At 65.2% G+C, this 20,799-nt stretch carries 16 protein-coding genes and 3 rRNA genes; 18 read left to right on the forward strand and 1 reads right to left on the reverse strand.

The window, feature by feature from the left end:
• Position 1: 1 nt before the first annotated feature.
• Positions 2 to 1,021 (reverse strand): CapA family protein, encoded by a 1,020-nt coding sequence (locus H5398_RS06775; RefSeq protein WP_182799480.1) that lies wholly within the window; start codon positions 1,019 to 1,021, stop codon positions 2 to 4.
• Positions 1,022 to 2,023: 1,002 nt separating this feature from the next.
• Here H5398_RS06775 and H5398_RS06780 point away from each other — a divergent pair.
• The 18 genes from H5398_RS06780 (at position 2,024) to H5398_RS06860 (ending at position 20,797) form a co-directional block, all read left to right on the forward strand.
• A 16S ribosomal RNA gene (locus tag H5398_RS06780) occupies positions 2,024 to 3,541 on the forward strand.
• Between the two features lie 324 nt (positions 3,542 to 3,865).
• Positions 3,866 to 6,956 (forward strand): 23S ribosomal RNA (locus tag H5398_RS06785).
• A 98-nt stretch (positions 6,957 to 7,054) separates the two neighbouring features.
• Positions 7,055 to 7,171, forward strand: a 5S ribosomal RNA gene (rrf, locus tag H5398_RS06790).
• The 16S, 23S and 5S rRNA genes sit together here, the layout of an rRNA operon.
• 163 nt (positions 7,172 to 7,334) lie before the next feature.
• Positions 7,335 to 8,555 (forward strand): hypothetical protein, encoded by a 1,221-nt coding sequence (locus H5398_RS06795; RefSeq protein ID WP_182799481.1) that lies wholly within the window; start codon positions 7,335 to 7,337, stop codon positions 8,553 to 8,555.
• The gene (locus H5398_RS06800) at positions 8,540 to 9,571 is read left to right on the forward strand and encodes a tetratricopeptide repeat protein (RefSeq protein ID WP_182799482.1); all 1,032 of its coding nucleotides are present in this window, start codon (positions 8,540 to 8,542) and stop codon (positions 9,569 to 9,571) included. The genes H5398_RS06795 and H5398_RS06800 overlap by 16 nt, the downstream gene beginning before the upstream one ends.
• The gene (locus H5398_RS06805) at positions 9,571 to 10,560 is read left to right on the forward strand and encodes an HAD-IIA family hydrolase (RefSeq protein ID WP_182783908.1); all 990 of its coding nucleotides are present in this window, start codon (positions 9,571 to 9,573) and stop codon (positions 10,558 to 10,560) included. Before H5398_RS06800 ends, H5398_RS06805 begins: the two co-directional genes overlap by 1 nt.
• On the forward strand, positions 10,557 to 10,772 hold the full coding sequence (locus tag H5398_RS06810) for a hypothetical protein (protein WP_182783910.1): 216 nt from the start codon (positions 10,557 to 10,559) through the stop codon (positions 10,770 to 10,772). Before H5398_RS06805 ends, H5398_RS06810 begins: the two co-directional genes overlap by 4 nt.
• Positions 10,762 to 11,478, forward strand: a complete 717-nt coding sequence (locus H5398_RS06815; protein WP_182799483.1) for a TlyA family RNA methyltransferase — start codon at positions 10,762 to 10,764, stop codon at positions 11,476 to 11,478. Before H5398_RS06810 ends, H5398_RS06815 begins: the two co-directional genes overlap by 11 nt.
• A gap of 12 nt (positions 11,479 to 11,490) precedes the next feature.
• Positions 11,491 to 12,384 (forward strand): NAD kinase, encoded by an 894-nt coding sequence (locus tag H5398_RS06820; protein ID WP_182799567.1) that lies wholly within the window; start codon positions 11,491 to 11,493, stop codon positions 12,382 to 12,384.
• Complete coding sequence (gene recN, locus H5398_RS06825) at positions 12,360 to 14,057, forward strand: DNA repair protein RecN (protein WP_255443583.1); 1,698 nt, start codon at positions 12,360 to 12,362, stop codon at positions 14,055 to 14,057. Before H5398_RS06820 ends, recN begins: the two co-directional genes overlap by 25 nt.
• A 79-nt stretch (positions 14,058 to 14,136) precedes the next feature.
• The gene (locus tag H5398_RS06830; RefSeq protein WP_370586078.1) at positions 14,137 to 15,789 is read left to right on the forward strand and encodes a CTP synthase; all 1,653 of its coding nucleotides are present in this window, start codon (positions 14,137 to 14,139) and stop codon (positions 15,787 to 15,789) included.
• A complete protein-coding gene (locus tag H5398_RS17270) occupies positions 15,779 to 16,399 on the forward strand; it encodes an NUDIX domain-containing protein (protein ID WP_255443584.1) in 621 nt (206 codons plus the stop codon). The genes H5398_RS06830 and H5398_RS17270 overlap by 11 nt, the downstream gene beginning before the upstream one ends.
• Complete coding sequence (xerD, locus tag H5398_RS06835; RefSeq protein WP_370585787.1) at positions 16,396 to 17,310, forward strand: site-specific tyrosine recombinase XerD; 915 nt, start codon at positions 16,396 to 16,398, stop codon at positions 17,308 to 17,310. The genes H5398_RS17270 and xerD overlap by 4 nt, the downstream gene beginning before the upstream one ends.
• Positions 17,311 to 17,385: 75 nt before the next feature.
• Entirely contained in the window at positions 17,386 to 18,309 is a 924-nt protein-coding gene (locus H5398_RS06840; RefSeq protein WP_370585788.1) for a ParA family protein, read from the forward strand.
• A complete protein-coding gene (locus tag H5398_RS06845) occupies positions 18,306 to 18,653 on the forward strand; it encodes a hypothetical protein (protein WP_182784042.1) in 348 nt (115 codons plus the stop codon). The genes H5398_RS06840 and H5398_RS06845 overlap by 4 nt, the downstream gene beginning before the upstream one ends.
• The gene (locus tag H5398_RS06850) at positions 18,650 to 19,477 is read left to right on the forward strand and encodes a ScpA family protein (RefSeq protein ID WP_370586079.1); all 828 of its coding nucleotides are present in this window, start codon (positions 18,650 to 18,652) and stop codon (positions 19,475 to 19,477) included. The genes H5398_RS06845 and H5398_RS06850 overlap by 4 nt, the downstream gene beginning before the upstream one ends.
• The gene (gene scpB, locus H5398_RS06855; protein WP_182799484.1) at positions 19,474 to 20,067 is read left to right on the forward strand and encodes an SMC-Scp complex subunit ScpB; all 594 of its coding nucleotides are present in this window, start codon (positions 19,474 to 19,476) and stop codon (positions 20,065 to 20,067) included. Before H5398_RS06850 ends, scpB begins: the two co-directional genes overlap by 4 nt.
• Positions 20,060 to 20,797: a pseudouridine synthase gene (locus H5398_RS06860; protein ID WP_182799485.1), complete on the forward strand. Its 738-nt coding sequence runs from the start codon at positions 20,060 to 20,062 to the stop codon at positions 20,795 to 20,797. The genes scpB and H5398_RS06860 overlap by 8 nt, the downstream gene beginning before the upstream one ends.
• Positions 20,798 to 20,799: the final 2 nt, after the last annotated feature.

Here is a 20,799-nt window from a genome sequence, read left to right on the forward strand (position 1 = left end):
GTCACCCGCGTTCCGTCAAGCCCTCCACGCCGAGTGAGTTCACGGTGGCGCGGGTGCGCGCGGCGGAGGCCTGCATCTCGTCCTCCAGTGAGGTGCCCGCGGCCAGCTCGTCGGGGATCAGGTAGACGCGCGCGGGATTGCTGCTGCTGTGCTTGGTGATCATGGTGGGCGCATACTCGGCTGCGGTGGCGGCGAAGCCTCCTCCGCCCTGCTCGGTGAAGGTGACCTGGGCCACGTAGCCGTCGTAGGTGAGCGGCTGGGCCGGTCCACTTGAGGCGATGAGGTTTCCCGCTCCGTAGACCACCCATTTGTCGTTCACCCGATCGATGGGCTGGACGACGTGGGCGTGTTGACCGAAGAGGAAGTCCACGTAGGGCGAGGCGGTGACCTGTTCCGCATACAGGCGCTGCTGTTCGTTGATGCTGCTGGAGTACTCGTCGCCTGCGTGGATGTGCACCGCGACGAGGTCGGCGCCTGCCTCACGAGCACGCTGAGCCTGGGCGATGGCCAGGTCAGCGTCGAGCAGTTCGACCGACCACGGCTTGCCCTCGGCCTTCGGGATCCCGTTGAGGCCGTACGTCTGGCTGATGACGGCGACCTTGACGCCCGAGGCTGTGGTGTAGACGACGGGGGTGTTGGCCGCGGCCTCGGTGGCGTACGAGCCGGCGGTCATGATGCCCGCAGCCTGGTGCACGTCGATCGTGCGCACGAGGCCTTCCCATCCCGCGTCCATGGTGTGGTTCGACGCCGTGGTGCAGAGATCCCAGCCCACGGCCTTGATCGCGGGAGCGATCTCCTGGGGTGCCGCGAACAGGGGATAGTTCCGGAAGGGCCCGTCGACGGCGGCGAAGGGAACCTCCGAGTGGCAGATGGCCATGTCCGCCGCCGAGACGTAGCTCTGGAGCGATTCCAGCTGGGGGAAAAAGTCGAAACGAGGGGCGCCTGTGACCTTGGCGTCCACCTCCGCACTGTTCCAGAGGGAGTTGTGCCACAGCAGGTCGCCGCTGACGTTGATCGTCACCGTCCGAGGGGGGACGGTGGTCGACGGCGCCGCGCTCGGGGACGGGGACGCGCTCCCACTGGCCTGCGGGGTTTGTGCGTCCTGCGAGACGGTGGACTGTGTGGCTTGTGGCTCATCAGGTCCGGCGGGGGACAACCCCATGGGCGCACAGCCCGTAGCCAGCAGGATCGCCAGGACCGGCCAAGGGGAACGGAGCGTCTTCATTGCGCAAGGCTACGCCGCGCCTTGAGGCACTCCCAAAGGCTCACCAGCGTCGAGTTGCACGGCCGCTGAGGGGTGTGTAAGGTTCATCAAGCTTCGACGGTGCACCGGACGATCAGGACGGACCCGAAGCCACCACCCAAACTCACAAGGTCGGGCGAGTGTGTGTTCAACAAGAACCCGCTCAAGGCCCGGGCGGCGAGTGCGGCCCCGAAGAAGTCGATTTGATCGGCCAGAGGGACTCGGGTAGTGTTCCACAGGTTGCTCCGGCAACCGGCAACAACTCAATAGCGGTCGGCCCCAAACCAAGCGGTTTGACAGGGGTGAGCAGAGTGAGTAACGTAGGACAAGCCGCGAAAGCGGAGTTCAAGGCCAAAAGCCCTAGTCAATAGGGATTTGAAGCCACTCGCAAGCAGCTCGAAGCTGTCAGAACGATTTGACAGGCCGAACGCAAGAGAGTAAAGTTGGACGAGCCGCCTAGCGGCAAACAACTAAACTGAGGAACTCGCCAATTTGACAGGCGAAACATTCCAAAGTAAAGTTGATCGAGTTGCCCCAAGCGGAAGTCGAGAGACAGAAGCGCGGGACGCACCCGAAACTTGAGAACTCAACAGCGTGCTTAAAGTCAATGCCAAAAATGCACATTGCAGGGCTTGCCTTGCAATTGCGAACCCGTCACGTGACCTCGGTCACGTACGGATTCCTTTGAATGAATATTGATAGATCCAGCAATGGATCCTGTCAGTTTCAAACCAAAATTAGATTGACGGTTAAACAGGCCTCGGCCTGCACCGATAAATTTCAATGGAGAGTTTGATCCTGGCTCAGGACGAACGCTGGCGGCGTGCTTAACACATGCAAGTCGAACGGTAAGGCCCCTTCGGGGGTACACGAGTGGCGAACGGGTGAGTAACACGTGAGTAACCTGCCCTTGACACTGGGATAACACCTGGAAACAGGTGCTAATACCGGATATGAACTTCCTCGGCATCGGGGAGGTTGTAAAGCTCCGGCGGTCAAGGATGGACTCGCGGCCTATCAGCTTGTTGGTGAGGTAACGGCTCACCAAGGCTTCGACGGGTAGCCGGCCTGAGAGGGCGACCGGCCACATTGGGACTGAGATACGGCCCAAACTCCTACGGGAGGCAGCAGTGGGGAATATTGCACAATGGGCGAAAGCCTGATGCAGCAACGCCGCGTGCGGGATGACGGCCTTCGGGTTGTAAACCGCTTTCAGCAGGGACGAAGCGAAAGTGACGGTACCTGCAGAAGAAGCGCCGGCTAACTACGTGCCAGCAGCCGCGGTGATACGTAGGGCGCAAGCGTTGTCCGGAATTATTGGGCGTAAAGAGCTTGTAGGCGGTTTGTCACGTCGGGAGTGAAAACTCAGGGCTCAACCCTGAGCCTGCTTCCGATACGGGCAGACTTGAGGAAGGTAGGGGAGAATGGAATTCCTGGTGAAGCGGTGGAATGCGTAGATATCAGGAGGAACACCAGTGGCGAAGGCGGTTCTCTGGACCTTTCCTGACGCTGAGAAGCGAAAGCGTGGGGAGCAAACAGGCTTAGATACCCTGGTAGTCCACGCCGTAAACGGTGGGTACTAGGTGTGGGGGACTTCCACGTTCTCCGTGCCGCAGCTAACGCATTAAGTACCCCGCCTGGGGAGTACGGCCGCAAGGCTAAAACTCAAAGGAATTGACGGGGCCCCGCACAAGCGGCGGAGCATGCGGATTAATTCGATGCAACGCGAAGAACCTTACCTGGGTTTGACATATGCCGGAAACATCTAGAGATAGATGCCCCTTTATGGTCGGTTTACAGGTGGTGCATGGCTGTCGTCAGCTCGTGTCGTGAGATGTTGGGTTAAGTCCCGCAACGAGCGCAACCCTCGTCCTATGTTGCCAGCGGATAATGCCGGGGACTCATAGGAGACCGCCGGGGTCAACTCGGAGGAAGGTGGGGATGACGTCAAGTCATCATGCCCCTTATGTCCAGGGCTTCACGCATGCTACAATGGCCGGTACAAAGAGCTGCAAACCTGCAAGGGTAAGCGAATCTCAAAAAGCCGGTCTCAGTTCGGATTGGGGTCTGCAACTCGACCCCATGAAGTCGGAGTCGCTAGTAATCGCAGATCAGCAACGCTGCGGTGAATACGTTCCCGGGGCTTGTACACACCGCCCGTCAAGTCATGAAAGTCGGTAACACCCGAAGCCGGTGGCCTAACCCTTGTGGAGGGAGCCGTCGAAGGTGGGACCGGTAATTAGGACTAAGTCGTAACAAGGTAGCCGTACCGGAAGGTGCGGCTGGATCACCTCCTTTCTAAGGAGCCTCAGACTGAGCGCATAGCGTCTCAGTCCAATGTCTGATTCCGAAGCATTCGTCTTCGGTCAGGCAGGCACCGGAATCGTGGAACATTGACCATTAAGTGAAGTGGAGTCGGTCTGTCAGTACAACCTGAGCAATCAGGAGTGGAAAGTCAGTCAGTCGAAGCGACACCTGAGCACGCTGTTGGGTCCTGAAGGGTCGGTTGCGCAAGCAACCCCTTTCAACGCGGACCAGGTCGAAAGGCATCTATGATGCCGGCCAGCCTGGGCCCGCCCGTATCTTGAGAACTTCACAGTGGACGCGAGCATCTTTGTAGATTAACAAGCTACTAAGTGCGATCGGTGGATGCCTTGGCACCAAGAGCCGAAGAAGGACGTTGTAACCTGCGATAAGCCTCGGGGAGCTGGTAAACGAGCTTTGATCCGAGGATTTCCGAATAGGGAAACCTTGAAATACCGGAGTCATGTCCGGCAACCTCTGCCTGAACACATAGGGCAGTTGGAGGGAACGCGGGGAAGTGAAACATCTCAGTACCCGCAGGAAGAGAAAACAACCGTGATTCCGTGAGTAGTGGCGAGCGAAAGCGGAAGAGGCCAAACCTCAATTGTGTGATAGCTGACAGGCGTTGCAATTGGGGTGTAGTGGGGCCGTTCAGACTGTGCTGTCAAGCAGTCAGAGAGTAAAAAATGATTAACGAAGTCGAAGTGTGCTGCGAAGGCCACAGCAAAGAAGGTAACACTCCTGTAGACGTAAGTTATTCACTCTCGAGCGTAACCCCAAGTAATGCGGAACCCCTGAAATTTCGCATGAATCTGGCGGGACCATCCGCTAAGCCTAAATACTCCTTGGTGACCGATAGCGGACAAGTACCGTGAGGGAAAGGTGAAAAGTACCCCGGGAGGGGAGTGAAATAGTACCTGAAACCGATCGCATACAATCCGTCGGAGCCCGCAAGGGTGACGGCGTGCCTTTTGAAGAATGAGCCTGCGAGTTAGTGGTATGTGGCGAGGTTAACCCGTGTGGGGAAGCCGTAGCGAAAGCAAGTCCTAATAGGGCGATTCAGTCGCATGCTCTAGACCCGAAGCGGAGTGATCTATCCATGGCCAGGGTGAAGCGACGGTAAGACGTCGTGGAGGCCCGAACTCACTTGGGTTGAAAACCGAGGAGATGAGCTGTGGATAGGGGTGAAAGGCCAATCAAACTCCGTGATAGCTGGTTCTCCCCGAAATGCATTTAGGTGCAGCGTCGCATGTTTCTTACCGGAGGTAGAGCACTGAATGGTCTAGGGGGCCCAAAAGCTTACCGAAATCAGTCAAACTCCGAATGCCGGTAAGTGAGAGTGCGGCAGTGAGACTGTGGGGGATAAGCTTCATAGTCGAGAGGGAAACAGCCCAGATCATCAGCTAAGGCCCCTAAGCGATAACTAAGTGGAAAAGGATGTGGAGTTGCGGAGACAACCAGGAGGTTGGCTTGGAAGCAGCCACCCTTGAAAGAGTGCGTAATAGCTCACTGGTCAAGTGATTCTGCGCCGACAATTTAGCGGGGCTCAAGTTATCCGCCGAAGCTATGGCATTCATACGCATGACCGTAAGGTTGTATGGATGGGTAGGGGAGCGTCGTGTGCACAGTGAAGCGGCGGGGTAACCCAGCCGTGGAGAGCACACGAGTGAGAATGCAGGCATGAGTAGCGAATGACGGGTGAGAAACCCGTCCGCCGAATATCCAAGGGTTCCAGGGTCAAGCTAATCTGCCCTGGGTAAGTCGGGACCTAAGGCGAGGCCGACAGGCGTAGTCGATGGACAACGGGTTGATATTCCCGTACCGGCGAAATATCGCCAATGCTGAGGCGAGTAATGCTAAGCACGCAAGGTCAACGGAGGTCTTCGGACCGAGGTTGACTGAGTCTGCGACCCAAACTTGTATTAGGCAAGCTGCGGAGGGACGCAGGAAGGTAGCTCTTCTCGGGTTTGGATATCCCCGGGCTAAGTGCGTAGGGCGAAACGTAGGCAAATCCGCGTTTCATGTGCCTGAGACATGATGGGTCGATTACTTTGGTAATCGTAAGAGTGATCCTATGCTGCCTAGAAAAGCTTCGTGAGCGAGATATTAGCCGCCCGTACCCCAAACCGACACAGGTGGATAGGTAGAGAATACTAAGGCGATCGAGATAACCATGGTGAAGGAACTCGGCAAAATACCCCCGTAACTTCGGAATAAGGGGGACCTGAGACGTATTAGAATTTACTTCGAAAGCGTCGAGGGTCGCAGAGACCAGGCCCAAGCGACTGTTTACTAAAAACACAGGTCCGTGCTAAGTCGTAAGACGATGTATACGGACTGACTCCTGCCCGGTGCTGGAAGGTTAAGGGGAAGGGTTAGCTTCGGCGAAGCCTTGAACTTAAGCCCCAGTAAACGGCGGTGGTAACTATAACCATCCTAAGGTAGCGAAATTCCTTGTCGGGTAAGTTCCGACCTGCACGAATGGAGTAACGACTTGGGCGCTGTCTCCACCATGGACTCGGCGAAATTGCACTACGAGTAAAGATGCTCGTTACGCGCAGCAGGACGGAAAGACCCCGGGACCTTCACTATAGTTTGGTATTGGTGATCGGAGTGACTTGTGTAGGATAGGTGGGAGACTTTGAAGCTTGGACGCCAGTTCAGGTGGAGTCATCGTTGAAATACCACTCTGGTCACTTTGGTTATCTAACCTAGGTCCATTATCTGGATCAGGGACAGTGCCTGATGGGTAGTTTGACTGGGGCGGTCGCCTCCTAAAAGGTAACGGAGGCGCCCAAAGGTTCCCTCAGCCTGGTTGGCAATCAGGTTTCGAGTGTAAGTGCACAAGGGAGCTTGACTGCGAGAGAGACATCTCAAGCAGGGACGAAAGTCGGGACTAGTGATCTTCTGGTGGCACATGGAAGCGCCAGGACTCAACGGATAAAAGGTACCCCGGGGATAACAGGCTGATCTTGCCCGAGCGTCCATAGCGACGGCATGGTTTGGCACCTCGATGTCGGCTCGTCGCATCCTGGGGCTGGAGTCGGTCCCAAGGGTTGGGCTGTTCGCCCATTAAAGCGGCACGCGAGCTGGGTTTAGAACGTCGTGAGACAGTTCGGTCCCTATCCGCTGCGCGCGTAGGAGTCTTGAGAAGAGCTGTCCTTAGTACGAGAGGACCGGGACGGACTAACCTCTGGTGTGCCAGTTGTTCTACCAAGAGCACGGCTGGTTGGCTACGTTGGGAAGTGATAACCGCTGAAAGCATCTAAGCGGGAAGCACGCTTCAAGATGAGGGCTCCCACAGAATAATCTGGTAAGGCCCCCTATAGACCATGGGGTGATAGGTCGGATGTGGAAGTGCAGCAATGCACGGAGCTGACCGATACTAATAGGCCGAGGGCTTGTTCTACAAAGATGCTACGCGTCCACTGTGAGGTTCCCGAGATACGGTCGGGAACCGTCGACAACTGAAACTGTCGCGGATTACCGACACTATTTCAATAGTGTTTCGGTGGCCATAGCGAGAGGGAAACACCCGGTCCCATCCCGAACCCGGAAGTTAAGCCTCTCAGCGCCGATGGTACTGCAAGGGGGACCTTGTGGGAGACTAGGACGCCGCCGGACTTAAAAAACCCCCTGACTTCGGTCAGGGGGTTTTTTGTTTTTCCACACCCAGAGTTCGCCTGGGACTCACGGCCGACTTCTGGCGTCTCATGCTGTGAGCGATTGGGCGGAACTGGCCTTGCCTGAGAAGATGGATGTATGTCTACTGATAACTCCACACCGAGTGACGATCGCCGAGGCGCCGGCGACGGCCGACCACAGCGCGACCACGGAGGTCGCCAGGGCGGGGAGAACCGTGGGGCTCCGCGCCGGGACGACGATCGTGGTGGGTCGCGTCCGGATGGTGAGCGTCGTCAGTGGGACAACCGCGGCGGATCACGCCCCGAGGGTGAACGTCGCCAGTGGGACAACCGCAGCGACAACCGCGGCGGACCCCGTCGCGATGACAACCGTGGCGGATCACGCCCCGAGGGTGAACGTCGCCAGTGGGACAACCGCAGCGACAACCGCGGCGGACCCCGTCGCGATGACAACCGTGGCGGATCACGCCCCGAGGGTGAGCGTCGCCAGTGGGACAACCGCAGCGACAACCGTGGCGGACCCCGTCGCGATGACAACCGTGGCGGATCACGCCCCGAGGGCGAACGCCGTCAGTGGGACAACCGCAGCGACAACCGCGGCGGATCACGCCCCGAAGGTGGGCGTGAGTGGGACAACCGTGGCGGATCACGCCCCGAGGGTGAGCGGCGCCAGTGGGACAACCGCGGCGACAACCGTGGTGGGTCCCGTCCGGATGGTGAGCGGCGCCAGTGGGACAACCGCAGCGACAACCGCGGCGGACCCCGTCGCGATGACAACCGTGGCGGATCACGCCCCGAGGGCGAACGCCGTCACTGGGACAACCGCAGCGACAACCGCGGCGGATCACGCCCGGATGGTGAGCGTCGCCAGTGGGACAACCGCAGCGATAACCGTGGCGGGCCTCGTCGCGATGACAACCGTGGTGGGTTGCGTCCGGATGGTGAGCGTCGTCAGTGGGACAACCGTGGCGACAGCCGTGGTGGGTCCCGTCCGGATGGTGAGCGTCGTCAGTGGGACAACCGCAGCGACAACCGCGGCGGATCACGCCCGGATGGTGAGCGTCGCCAGTGGGACAACCGCAGCGACAACCGTGGCGGGCCTCGTCGGGATGACAACCGTGGTGGGTTGCGTCCGGATGGTGAGCGTCGTCAGTGGGACAACCGTGGCGACAGCCGTGGTGGGTCCCGTCGGGATGACAACCGTGGTGGATCACGCCCCGAGGGTGGTGACCGCCCGCAGCGGACTCAGCGTGACGGCGAAGAACGCACCTATCGCCCCGGGACAGCACCGAAGATCGACGAACCGGCGACGCCGTCGGGCTTCGTGGAGTCCGAGTTGCCCGTGGGCGTGCGCGCCGAACTGAAGGGTCTGCCCAAGGACCTGGCTGATATCGTCGGAGCCCACATCTGGGCAGCCGGTCAGCTGGTGGACGAGGATCCCGAACTCGCGTTCCGGCACGCTGAGGCCGCGAGGCGCAGAGCGGGCCGGCTCCCGATCGTCCGCGAGGCGGCCGCGGAGACCGCCTACGCTGCCGGTGAATACGCGATCGCGTTGCGTGAATTCAGGGCGATTCGTCGGATGTCCGGGGGCGATCAGCTGATCCCCGTCATCGCCGACTGTGAACGCGCCCTCGGCCGGCCGCGCGATGCCCTCGAGGTCCTGACCGAGCTCGATCCGAAGACCAAGGACATGTGGCTGAGGATGGAGTGCCTCCTGGTTGAGGCGGGCATCCGCGCCGATCTCGGCCAGCGGGCTGAGGCAATGCGACTTCTGCAGGCCGCGATCAGCCGCAAGGTCGGGCCCCCGTTCGGCCAGGCACGTCTCCGCTACGCCTACGCCAACCTTCTCGAGGAGGAGGGCGATGTGGAGGGAGCCCGGGAGTGGTTCAGCTCTGCGGCGGCCCTCGATCAGGGCGCGGAGCTGGACACCTCGGATCGAATCGCTCAGCTCGACGGTGTGGTCCTGCCAGACTTCACGCCTGACGAGGAGGATGACGACGAGTCCGAGGGTGATGTGGGCGATGAGTCTCGCGACACCGAGGTCGAGCCAGAGGATTCGGAACTCGAGGGCGACGAACCCGAGGCTGACGAGGACGACGAACCCGAGGGTGATGTGGGCGATGAGTCTCGCGACACCGAGGTCGAGCCAGAGGATTCGGAACTCGAGGGCGACGAACCCGAACTCCAGGTGGTTGAGCCGGAGCTCGACTTCGAGCCGGAGCCGCAGCTCGACCTGGAGGTCGAGCCGGAGCCCGAGCGTGACGTCGAGGCTGAGGGCGTCGATGATGAGCAGCTCAGCGAGGATGAGCCTTCGGGCGCTGATGAGGACGAGGAGCGGGCCGCCGAAGACGGCGGTGTCGCGGAGGAGGAGCAGGACTGATGCTGGCCTTGGCAGCCGCCTATGACGCGGCGCTGTTCGATCTCGACGGGGTGATCTACCTGGGCCCCTACGCCGTCGAGGGGGTTGCCGAGGCGCTCGACGAGCTCCGCTCACGTGGCACCCGCCTGGGCTTCGTCACCAACAACGCCGCACGCACCCCCGCGACGGTGGCAGAGCACCTGACGGAGCTCGGGATCCACGCGGAGGAGGCCGACGTGGTCAACTCGACGCAGGCGACGCTGCGCATGCTGGAGGCGGACCTCCCCGCCGGATCTCGCGTCCTCGCCGTCGGGACCAACGCGCTCGAGGAACAGTTGAGCGGGGCCGGGTTCACCGTCGTCGGCTCACTCGACGATGACCCGGTCGCCGTCGTGCAGGGGTACAGCCCCACGATCGCCTGGCATCGGCTCGAGGAGGCCGCCCTGGCGGTTCAGCGAGGGGCCGCCTGGTACGCCACCAATCCGGATCTCACCCGCCCGTCGGACCGCGGAATCGTTCCCGGCCTCGGGTCGCAGCTCGCCGTGGTGCGGGTCTGCGTGGACGTGGATCCCAAGATCGCCGGCAAGCCATTTCGTCCACTCCTTGACGAAACCGTCCGGCGCATCGGCGCGGACCGCCCGATCTTCGTCGGGGATCGCACCGACACGGACATTCTCGGCGCCAACACGGTGGCCATGGATTCCCTGTTCGTCTTCACCGGTGCCCACGGCAAGGCAGACCTCGCCGATGCTCGACCCGAGTACCGGCCCACCTACATCGGCTACGACGCCTCCGCCCTCCTGGAGCCTCCGCGCGAGGTGGAGATCATCGGGCAGCGGTTTGTCTGCGGCTACCAGGAGGTCGACCTCATGGACGACCACGGCTACCTCTCGACGAAGCCGGTGACCCGGGACGAGCAGCTCGATGCCCTCTGGGCCGGTCTGCAGGCCAGATGGCGCTACGGCGTCGACATCTCGGCCGTGCTGAACTCCCTCGACACACTCAGGTGAGCGTCCCCACGCCGCGCGCTGCCGCGCCGTCGGACGTGCGCCGCAGCGAGGTGGTCGTCAGCGTCATGGCCGGCCTCGAGGGCGTCGAGGAGCTGCCTGTGGAGGAGCAGACCGCGAGATTGACTGAGGCACAGGCAGTCCTCGCGGGCGTGCTCAACAACGACCCCGGCGTTGGCCAGCCGGGTATCCCCGGCGTGGGCCGTGAGGCTTGATCTAGCGCTCGTCGACCGCCGCCTCGCCCGGTCGCGGACACACGCCTCCCTCCTGATCGCCGATGGGCGTGCCACCGTCAACGGGCGCGTGGTGAGGAAACCGTCCACACCCGTCGGCCCAGCCGATGTCCTCACCGCCGACGCCGAGCCGTGGGTCTCCCGCGCGGCCCACAAGCTCATCGGAGCGCTGGACGGAGCGGGGATCTCCGTGCAGGGGCGCGTGCTCGACGCCGGCGCCTCCACGGGCGGCTTCACCCAGGTCTGCCTCGAGCGAGGTGCGTCGCTGGTCTACGCCGTCGACGTGGGTCACGGGCAGCTGGCCCCCGCGCTGCGGGCCGATCCGCGGGTGCGGGTCCACGAAGGACTCAACCTCCGCTCATTGACCCTGGACCACATCGACGGTGTGCCGGTGGACCTCGTCGTCGGCGACGTGTCGTTCATCTCCCTGCGCCTGCTGTTGCCGCAGCTCCTCTCCGTTCTGGCGCCCGATGGGGAGGCGTTACTGCTGGTGAAGCCGCAGTTCGAGGTGGGCCGGGAACTCCTGGGCAGCGGCGGACTGGTCCGCGACGACGACGCGAGGCGCCGCTGCGTCGACGATGTGGTGCTGGCAGCTAACGAGCTGGGGTGGAGCGAGCGCTGGCGTGCCCGCAGCGCCCTCCCGGGGGCGTCCGGAAACGTGGAGTACTTCGTGCATCTCACTCGGTAGGGTGGAGGGGTGATGCAACGAACTGTGGCGGTGCTCGTCCACCCGGAGCGCGATGAGGCCATCGACAAGGCGGCGCAGTTCATCTCAGACCTTCACGCCATGGGCTTCGGGTTCATCGTCTTCCCCAACGACCTCGACCGGCTCCGGGGCAGGGTGCCGAGCGCACGGATCCACCCGCTGGACGGAACCCCAGCAGAGCTGGCCGTCGTGTTCGGAGGCGACGGCACCATCCTGCGAGCGGCCGAGTGGGCGCTGCCGCTCGGCGTGCCGCTGCTCGGCGTGAATCTGGGGCACGTGGGATTCCTGGCCGAGCTGGAGCCCTCAGACATCCACGCACTCCCAGGGGTGGTTGCCCACCGGCTGTACCTGGTGGAGGAGCGGCTTGCCCTGCAGGTGGAGGTGCGCGACGCCGGGGGGGACCTCACATGGTCCTCGATGGCCGTCAACGAGGTGTCGCTGGAGAAGCTGGCCCGGGAGCGCATGCTCAACGTGCTCGTCAGCATCGACGAGCGACCACTGTCGCGGTGGGGGTGCGACGGCGTGCTTGTGGCAACGCCCACCGGATCGACCGCCTACGCGTTCTCGGCCGGCGGTCCGGTGGTGTGGCCGGACGTCCGGGCCATGCTGGTGGTACCGCTGGCCGCGCACGCACTCTTCAACCGGCCGATGGTGCTCAGCCCCTCGTCGGTGGTGAAACTCGAACTCCCTGATGACTCCCACACCCTCGGCATGCTGTGGTGCGACGGGCGACGCAGCCATGATCTGGCTCCAGGGGAGTGGGTGAGCGTGCGTTCACACCGTCACCAGGTGCGCATCGCGAGGATCGGAGAGCAGCCGTTCACCACGCGGCTCGTGAAGAAGTTCGCCCTCCCCATCGACGGATGGCGGAAGCGGAGCGATCGCTGATGCTTGCCGCGCTGCGGTTGACGGCATTCGGGGTGGTTGACGAGGCCCAGCTGGAGCTCGGCCCCGGGCTGACCGCACTCACCGGCGAAACCGGTGCAGGCAAAACCATGGTCGTGGCCGGGCTCGGGCACCTGTTGGGGGCGCGTGCCGATGCGGGCATCGTGCGCCGCGGCCGCGACCGTGCCGTCGTGGAGGGCCGGTGGGTCCTTCCCCCCTGGATGGTGGAGCGCGTCCGTGAGCTGGGCGGAGACGCGGACGACGGTGAGGTGATCACCCTCCGGCAGGTGTCGGCCACCGGGCGGTCACGGGCCGTGGTGGGGGGCGCCGGCGTCCCGGTCGCCGCGCTCGCGGACCTGATCAGCGACGCCGCCACCATCCACGGCCAGTCAGGGCAGCTACGCCTGTCCTCCCCTGACCGCCAGCGCGACCTGCTCGACGCCCATGCACGTCCCCCTCAGCTGGCGCACTACCGTCTCGCCTACGCCGAGCGCCGCGACGCCGCCTCCGAGCTGCACCTGCTCGAGAACGAGGCGATGGCCCGGGCACGCGAAGCCGACATGCTGCGCTTCGGGCTCGGGGAGATCAGGTCCGTCGACCCGCAGCCGGGCGAGGACCGTGCGCTGGCAGCGGAGCAATCGCTCCTCATGGACCTCGACGATCTGCGACGCCTCGGCAGCCTCGCCCAGCAGGACCTCAGCGGCTCCGAGACGGACTTCGACGCGCCCAGCGCCGTCGCGCTCCTCGGTGAGGCGCGCAAGGCGCTCGCGCAGCTGGCTGACCGCGACGACCGGGCCGGCGCCCTCGCGGCGCGCGCGGTGGAGCTGGGCATGCTGGCCAACGACCTGGCGGCCGAGGTGGCGGGCTACCTGGACGACCTGGTGGCCGACCCGCTGCGACTGGAGGCGGTGGGGGCGCGCCGCGCGCAGCTGGCCGGTCTGACCCGCAAGTACGGCGCCACCGTCGAGGAGGTGCTGGAGTGGGCCGACGCGGCGGAGGATCGGCTTGGACAGCTCGTCGGGAGCGACGAGCGGATCACAGAGCTGCGCACCCGCCTGACCCAGCTGGACGCGCAGCTGGCCGCCGATGCCGCCGCCATCTCCGAGGCCCGGCGACGGGCTGCGACCGAGCTGTCCACCCGGGTCCGGGACGAGCTCGCGGCGCTGGCCATGCCGCACGCCGAGCTGCGCTTCGAAGTGGGGGAGGCGCCGCTGGGACCGCACGGGGCGGACCGGATCGAGCTCCTGTTCTCAGCCAATCCGGGCTCCTCGCCCGCGCCGCTGGGCAAGGTGGCCTCTGGCGGTGAGTTGTCGCGGGTCCGCCTGGCGCTGGAGGTGGTGCTCGCCTCGGGCGCGGAGGGCCACACCTTCGTCTTCGACGAGGTGGACGCAGGGGTGGGCGGTGCCGTGGGTCTGGAGATCGGTCGGCGGCTGCAGCGGCTCGCCTTGCGGTCCCAGGTGATCGTCGTCACCCACCTGGCGCAGGTGGCGGCCTTCGCCGACGCACACTTCGTGGTCCACAAGTCCTCGGACGGTCAGGTCACCACCTCAGGGGTCAGGCGGCTCGACGAGGACGAGCGGGCCGCGGAGCTGGCCCGGATGATGGGCGGCCAGGCCTCCTCGGAGAAGGGCGTGGAGCACGCCGCGGAGCTGCTGGAGAGGGCCCGCCACCGGTAACGCCCAAGGTGTTACGTTCTCGTTTCGACCCCCGGCGCGGCTGTACTTCGGCGCCCTCAACCCCATAGGCTGAAGTTCCGTGGAGAACTCGAAGATCACCAAGCATATTTTTGTGACCGGCGGAGTGGTGTCGTCGCTCGGCAAGGGGCTCACGGCCTCCAGCCTCGGCAACCTCCTGGTCGCACGTGGGCTCCGCGTGACGATGCAGAAGCTGGATCCCTACCTCAACGTCGACCCGGGGACCATGAACCCGTTCCAGCACGGCGAGGTGTTCGTCACTGAAGACGGTGCCGAGACGGACCTGGACATCGGCCACTACGAGCGGTTCCTGGACGTCAACCTCACCGGCGATGCCAACGTGACCACCGGCAAGGTCTACTCGACGGTCATCGCGAAGGAGCGGCGCGGCGACTACCTGGGCGACACCGTGCAGGTCATCCCGCACATCACCGGCGAGATCCGCGACCGCATGATGGCCATGGAGGCCGAGGGCGTCGACGTCGTGATCCACGAAATCGGTGGCACCGTCGGCGACATCGAATCGCTGCCCTTCCTGGAGGCCGCCCGGCAGGTCCGTCACGAGATCGGCCGCGGCAACGTGTTCTTCCTGCACGTCTCCCTGGTTCCCTACATCAAGCCCTCGGGGGAGATGAAGACAAAGCCCACCCAGCACTCGGTCGCAGCGCTCCGCCAGGTGGGCATCCAGCCCGATGCCATCGTGTGCCGCTCCGAGTTGGAGATCTCGCAGCCGCTCAAGCGCAAGATCGCCCTCATGTGCGACGTCGACGAGGAGGCGGTGGTCAGCTGCCCTGATGCGCCCAGCATCTATGCCATCCCCAGGGTCATCCACGACGAGGGCCTCGACGCGTATGTGGTCCGCCGCCTTAACCTCAGCTTCCGGGATGTGAAATGGAAGCCGTGGAACAACCTTCTCGAGCGCGTCGAGCATCCCCGGCACGCGCTCACGGTGGCCCTCGTCGGGAAGTACATCGACCTGCCGGACGCGTACCTGTCGGTGTCCGAGGCGCTGCGGGCCGCCGGATTCGCCCACTGGGCCAGCGTGAAGATCCGGTGGGTCGCCTCCGATGAATGCGACTCCCCCGAGGGGGCGGCGAGCCGGCTCTCCGATGTCGACGCCATCTGCGTGCCGGGCGGATTCGGCATCCGCGGCGTGGAGGGGAAGCTGGGTGCGCTCACCTACGCCCGTGAGCACCGCATCCCCACCCTCGGCCTGTGTCTCGGGCTCCAGTGCATGGTGATCGAGGCCGCCCGTAGCCTCGCCGGCATCGGTGACGCGGCCTCCAGCGAGTTCGACCCCCACACCCACCACCCCGTGATCGCCACGATGGCCGAGCAGGTCAGCATCGTCGACGGCGGGGGAGACCTCGGCGGCACCATGCGGCTCGGCTCCTACCCGGCCGTCCTCGTCGAGGGCAGCGTGGTGGCGTCGGCGTACGGCGCGCTGCGGGTGACGGAGCGGCACCGTCACCGCTACGAGGTCAACAACGCCTACCGCGGTCAGCTGGAGGAGGCGGGGCTCGTCATCTCCGGCACCTCCCCGGACGGGCGGCTCGTCGAGTTCGTCGAGCTCCCGAAGGCGGTCCATCCCTACTACGTGGGCACGCAGGCCCACCCCGAACTGAAGTCCAGGCCCACCCGGCCACACCCCCTCTTCGTCGGGCTCATCGAGGCCGCGCTCGCGCGACGGGAGGCCGCCGCAGATGCGCAGTGACGAGCCGATGAGCTGGCCGGTCCGGTCCCGCACCGTCCTGGGCGAGGGGCGGGTGTCCGCGTTCGTCGACGAACAGGTGACCACGCCGTCGGGCGAGGTGATGGACAGGCAGTACCTCACCCACCCCGGAGCGGTGGCCGTGGTGGCATGGAGGCAGGACAGCGACGACATCGCGGTCCTGCGCCAGTACCGGCACCCGGTACGGATGGAGCTGGTGGAGATCCCCGCCGGGCTCCTCGACCTCGACGGGGAGGAGTGGGTGGTTGCGGCCCAGCGCGAGCTCGCCGAGGAGGCGGAGCTTCAGGCGTCGCGATGGGACGTCCTGGTGGACATGTGCACCACGCCGGGCGCCTGTGAGGAGTCGCTGAGGATCTTCCTCGCCCGCGACCTTGCCCCGGCGGAGCGCCCCGTCGGCTTCGTCCTGGAGGGCGAGGAGGCGCACATGACATGGGAGTGGGTGCCGCGCGCCGAGCTGGTCGCCGCGGTGATGGGGGGCCGCTGTCAGAGCCCCACGCTCGTCGCCGGCGTCTTGGCCCTCGAGGTGGCGCGCCTGACCGGATCGGTGGACCGGCTGCGGGCCCCCAGCGCCCCGTGGCCGATCCGGGAGTGAGTAGCATCACCGACGCGGTGGCCGATTACCTCAACCACGCGCGGGTGGAGCGGGGGCTGGCGGCCAACACGATCGCCGCCTATCGCCGCGACCTGACCGGCTACGCCGCCTTCCTGGCGGGGCGTGGCATCGAGGCCATCGGCGAGGTCACCCCCGTCGAGGTGAGCGCCTATGTCCGGGAGCTCAGCGCCGTGCAGGCCAGGTCGTCCGTGGCGAGGCACGTGGCCAGCATCCGCACCCTGCACCAGTTCGCGGCCGACGAGGGGATGGCGGAGACGAACCCCGCCGCCGATATCTCCCCGCCCAAGCTCGAGCAGCGCCTCCCCAAGGCACTCAGCGTCGACGAGGTGACGCGGATCCTCGACGCACCGGACCGGTCGGAGGTGGTCGGACTCCGGGACGCGGCGCTTCTGGAGCTCCTCTACGGCACGGGCGCCCGCGTCTCCGAAGTATGCGGAATGGACGTCGACGAGGCGACGGCCGCCCTCGCTGCCCCGGACGCCGGGCTGCGGCTGCGCGGCAAGGGCAGCAAGGAGCGGGCCGTCCCCCTCGGGTCCTACGCGGCTCAGGCACTTGACGCGTACCTGGTGAGGTCACGGCCGGTCCTCGCGGGTGCGGCGTCACGACACGACCCTGCGCTGCTGCTGAACCAGCAGGGGAAGCGGCTCAGCCGCCAATCGGCCTGGGCCGTCCTTCAGCGCGCGGCCGCGGCGGCCGGGATCGCAGTGGATGTCTCGCCGCACTCCCTCAGGCACTCCTTCGCCACCCACCTGCTCGACGGCGGGGCGGACCTGCGCGTGGTGCAGGAGTTGTTGGGCCACGCCTCGGTGGCGACGACCCAGATCTATACCCTGGTCACCATCGAGCACCTCCGCGAGGTACATGCCGCAGCGCATCCGCGGGCCCGCTGACGGTGCGACCCACGTCAGGGATGCAGGGCACGGCATACTAGGCTGAATCGGACACTGAGACGAGGAGGCCGACAGGTGGCTGAAGACGGGCTGTTCGAGGCGCCCACATTCAACGTCCCGGACGCGCCCGGGCCTTCAACGCTGGTGGATTCGGGGACCATGGGACCCACCGGGCGCCCCCTTCCCGTGTTTCCTGAGCCACTGCCGGTGGCGCCGGGACGCAAGCACGCCACCATCGTGTCGATGTGCAACCAGAAGGGCGGCGTGGGGAAGACCACCACCACCATCAACCTGGGCGCGGCGCTGGCGGAGCTCGGCCGTTCGGTGCTCCTGGTGGACTTCGATCCGCAGGGGTCGCTGTCGGTCGGGCTCGGCGTGAACCCCCACACCCTCAATCTGTCGATCTACAACCTGCTGCTCACCCGGGGCATCGACGCGATGGACGTGATCACCCAGACCAGCGTCGAGGGCCTCGATGTGCTCCCCAGCAACATCGACCTGTCTGCGGCCGAGGTGCAGCTCGTCAGCGAGGTGGCCCGCGAGCAGACCCTGCTGCGCGTGCTGTCCAAATTGCGCCCCCACTACGACTTCATCCTGATCGACTGCGCGCCCAGCCTGGGGCTGCTCACCATCAACGCGCTCACGGCCAGCGACTACGTGATCATGCCGCTGGAGTGTGAGTTCTTCGCGCTGCGCGGCATCGCCCTGCTCACCGACACCATCTCCAAGGTGCAGGATCGGCTGAACCCAGACCTCCAGCTGCTCGGCATCCTCGGCACGATGTACGACGCCCGCACGCTGCATGGTCGCGAGGTGCTGGAGCGCGTGGTGCAGGCGTTCGGCGACGAGGTGTTCCACACGGTCATCCGCCGCACCATCAAGTTCCCCGAGACCACCGTCGCGGGAGAGCCCATCACCACCTATGCGACGGCCTCGCCGGGAGCGGAAGCCTACCGCCAACTCGCCCGGGAGGTGCTGCTGCGATGCCAGGACCAGTGAAGCGACGCGCCTCACTGCCCGGAGCATCCGAGCTGTTCCGACCCACCCGCGAGCCAGTGCAGGCGGAGACGCAGCAGAACGCCGCTGCCGAGCCTGAGGCCCGGGACGACGGCGAGGCCACGCCCCGTGCCACTGGACGGGTCCGGCACTCGCAGAAGATCACGGTCTACTTCAGCGATGATGAACTCATCGCCCTGGAGGACGCCAACGGGCAGCTGCGCCGCGAGCACGGCATCCGGGTGGACCGGGGGCGGATCGTCAGGCTGGCGGTCTCGCGGGCCATCGCGGACCTGACTGCCAACGGCGGCGACAGCTTCCTGGTGAGCGAGCTCACACAGCAGTGAGCCGCGCCACTGCGATGGAGCGCCACGATGGGGTGGACGGCTTCGAGGTGCACCTGAGGAACTTCGAAGGGCCCTTCGACCTGCTCCTGCACCTGATCTCGCGCCGTGAGCTGGACGTCACCGAGGTGGCGCTGTCACAGGTGACCGACGAGTTCATCTCCCACGTGAAGCTGGGGGGCGCAGTGTGGGACCTGGAGAAGACCAGCGCATTCCTCGTCGTGGCCTCGACGCTGTTGGACCTCAAGGCGGCTCGGCTCCTGCCCGGCGGCGAGGTGACGGACCCGGAGGACTACGCGGCGCTCGAGGCCCGGGACCTCCTGTTCGCCCGGCTCCTGCAGTATCGGGCGTTCAAACAGATCGCGACGTGGCTGGCCGAAACCATGACGGCCGCCGACTCCATCCACTGGCGCCCGGGAGGCCTCGACGACAAGTTCCGCGGCGTGATGCCCGAGGTTGAGCTGGGCCTCAGCCCCGCCGACGTGGCACGGCTGGCCGCGGCGGCCATGGCGCCCAGGCCAGAGCCCGTGGTGGAGCTGGCCCACCTCCACGGCTCCACGGTGAGCCTGGCCGAGCAGGCCAACCTCCTCGCCGACCGGCTCCGCCGCGACGGTTCCGCCTCGTTCCGGGTGCTCGTCGGCGGCTGCGACCGACTCACCGTCGTGGTCCGCTTCCTGGCGATCCTCGAGCTGTTCCGGGCCCAGCAGGTGTCCCTGGACCAGATGTCACCGCTGGGCGAACTGACCGTCCGGTGGACAGCCGGCGATCAGGCCGCCGTCGAGGTCACCGACGACTACGGCCCACAACCCGAACTGGAGGACGCATGAGTATCGCAGCCGCGCTGGAGGCCATGTTGCTGATGGCCACCGAACCCGTGCCGGCCGACGAGCTGGCAGCCGCGCTGGAGGCGCCGTCGGCGGAGGTGCAGGGCGAGTTGGAGGCCATCGCGCGGTTCTACGAGCTGCACGGTCGCGGGATCCAGCTGCGTGCCGTCGCCGGGGGCTGGCGGTTCGCCACCAGGGAGGACCTCTCCGATGTGCTGGAGGCATGGCTGGTCTCGGATCAGCGGGCGCGCCTCACGCAGGCCGCGCTGGAGACGCTGTCGGTCATCGCCTATCTGCAGCCCGTCTCCAGGGGTCGGATCTCGGCCGTGCGGGGCGTCAACGTCGACGGCGTCGTGAAGACGCTGCTCGTGCGCGGCCTCATCCGCGAGTCGGGCGAGGACCACCTGACCGGAGCCATGACCTTCGCTACCACGCCGCTGTTCCTGCAGAAGTTGGGGCTCAACTCGCTGAAAGAACTGCCCGACTTGGCGCCGCTGCTGCCGGACGCCGTAGCCTTGGAGGCTGAGCTTGGTCAGCTGGCCGCCGTTGAGGCCGCCGGGGCCGGGCCTGAGAGCGAGGGCAGCGATGGCTGAGGAGACCGAGGGCACGCGGTTGCAGAAGGTGCTGGCGGCGGCGGGAATCGCGTCGCGCCGCGCCAGTGAGATTCTCATCGACGAGGGCCGCGTCGAAGTCAACGGCAAGGTGGTCACCGAACAGGGCCGTCGGGTCAACCCGGAAACAGACCAGATCCGCGTCGACGGCTCCCGGATCCCCCCGCCCCGCAGGCACCTCTACCTCGTCCTGAACAAGCCCAGAGGCGTGGTCTCCACGCTGGAGGACCCCGAAGGTCGCCCCACGCTGAGCGACTACCTGCCGGCCACCAAGGAACGGCTGTTCCATGTGGGCCGCCTCGACACCGACACCGAAGGGCTGATCGTCCTCACCAACGACGGCGACTTCGCGCACCGCCTGGCCCACCCGAGCTACCAGGTCCCCAAGACCTACACGGTGCAGGCCGCGGGCGTGATGGACAACAGGATCATCCGGCGCCTCGAGAAGGGCGTCATCCTCGAGGACGGCCCGGTCCGCCCGGACAAGGTCAAACTCATCTCCCGTGGCCAGGACCGCACCCTCCTGGCCATCACGTTGCACGAGGGCCGCAACCGCATCGTCCGCCGCATGATGGACACCGTCGGCCACCCGGTCGACAGGCTCTCACGCACCGAGATCGGCCCGATTAGGCTCGGCAACCTGCGCCCGGGGGAGACCCGCGACGTCACCCGCGAGGAGCTGGGGGCGCTGCTCGACCTGGTGGGGATGTGAAC

The organism is Tessaracoccus sp. MC1679 (assembly GCF_014164775.1).
In the GTDB taxonomy this organism is placed as follows: Bacteria; Actinomycetota; Actinomycetes; order Propionibacteriales; family Propionibacteriaceae; genus Arachnia.

Coding starts and splice junctions, on each gene's coding strand:
- H5398_RS06805 (WP_182783908.1), top strand. CDS start 9,571: ATGCTGGCCTTGGCAGCCGCCTATGACGCGGCGCTGTTCGATCTCGAC.
- H5398_RS06820 (WP_182799567.1), top strand. CDS start 11,491: ATGCAACGAACTGTGGCGGTGCTCGTCCACCCGGAGCGCGATGAGGCC.
- recN (WP_255443583.1), top strand. CDS start 12,360: ATGGCGGAAGCGGAGCGATCGCTGATGCTTGCCGCGCTGCGGTTGACG.
- H5398_RS17270 (WP_255443584.1), top strand. CDS start 15,779: ATGCGCAGTGACGAGCCGATGAGCTGGCCGGTCCGGTCCCGCACCGTC.
- scpB (WP_182799484.1), top strand. CDS start 19,474: ATGAGTATCGCAGCCGCGCTGGAGGCCATGTTGCTGATGGCCACCGAA.
- H5398_RS06860 (WP_182799485.1), top strand. CDS start 20,060: ATGGCTGAGGAGACCGAGGGCACGCGGTTGCAGAAGGTGCTGGCGGCG.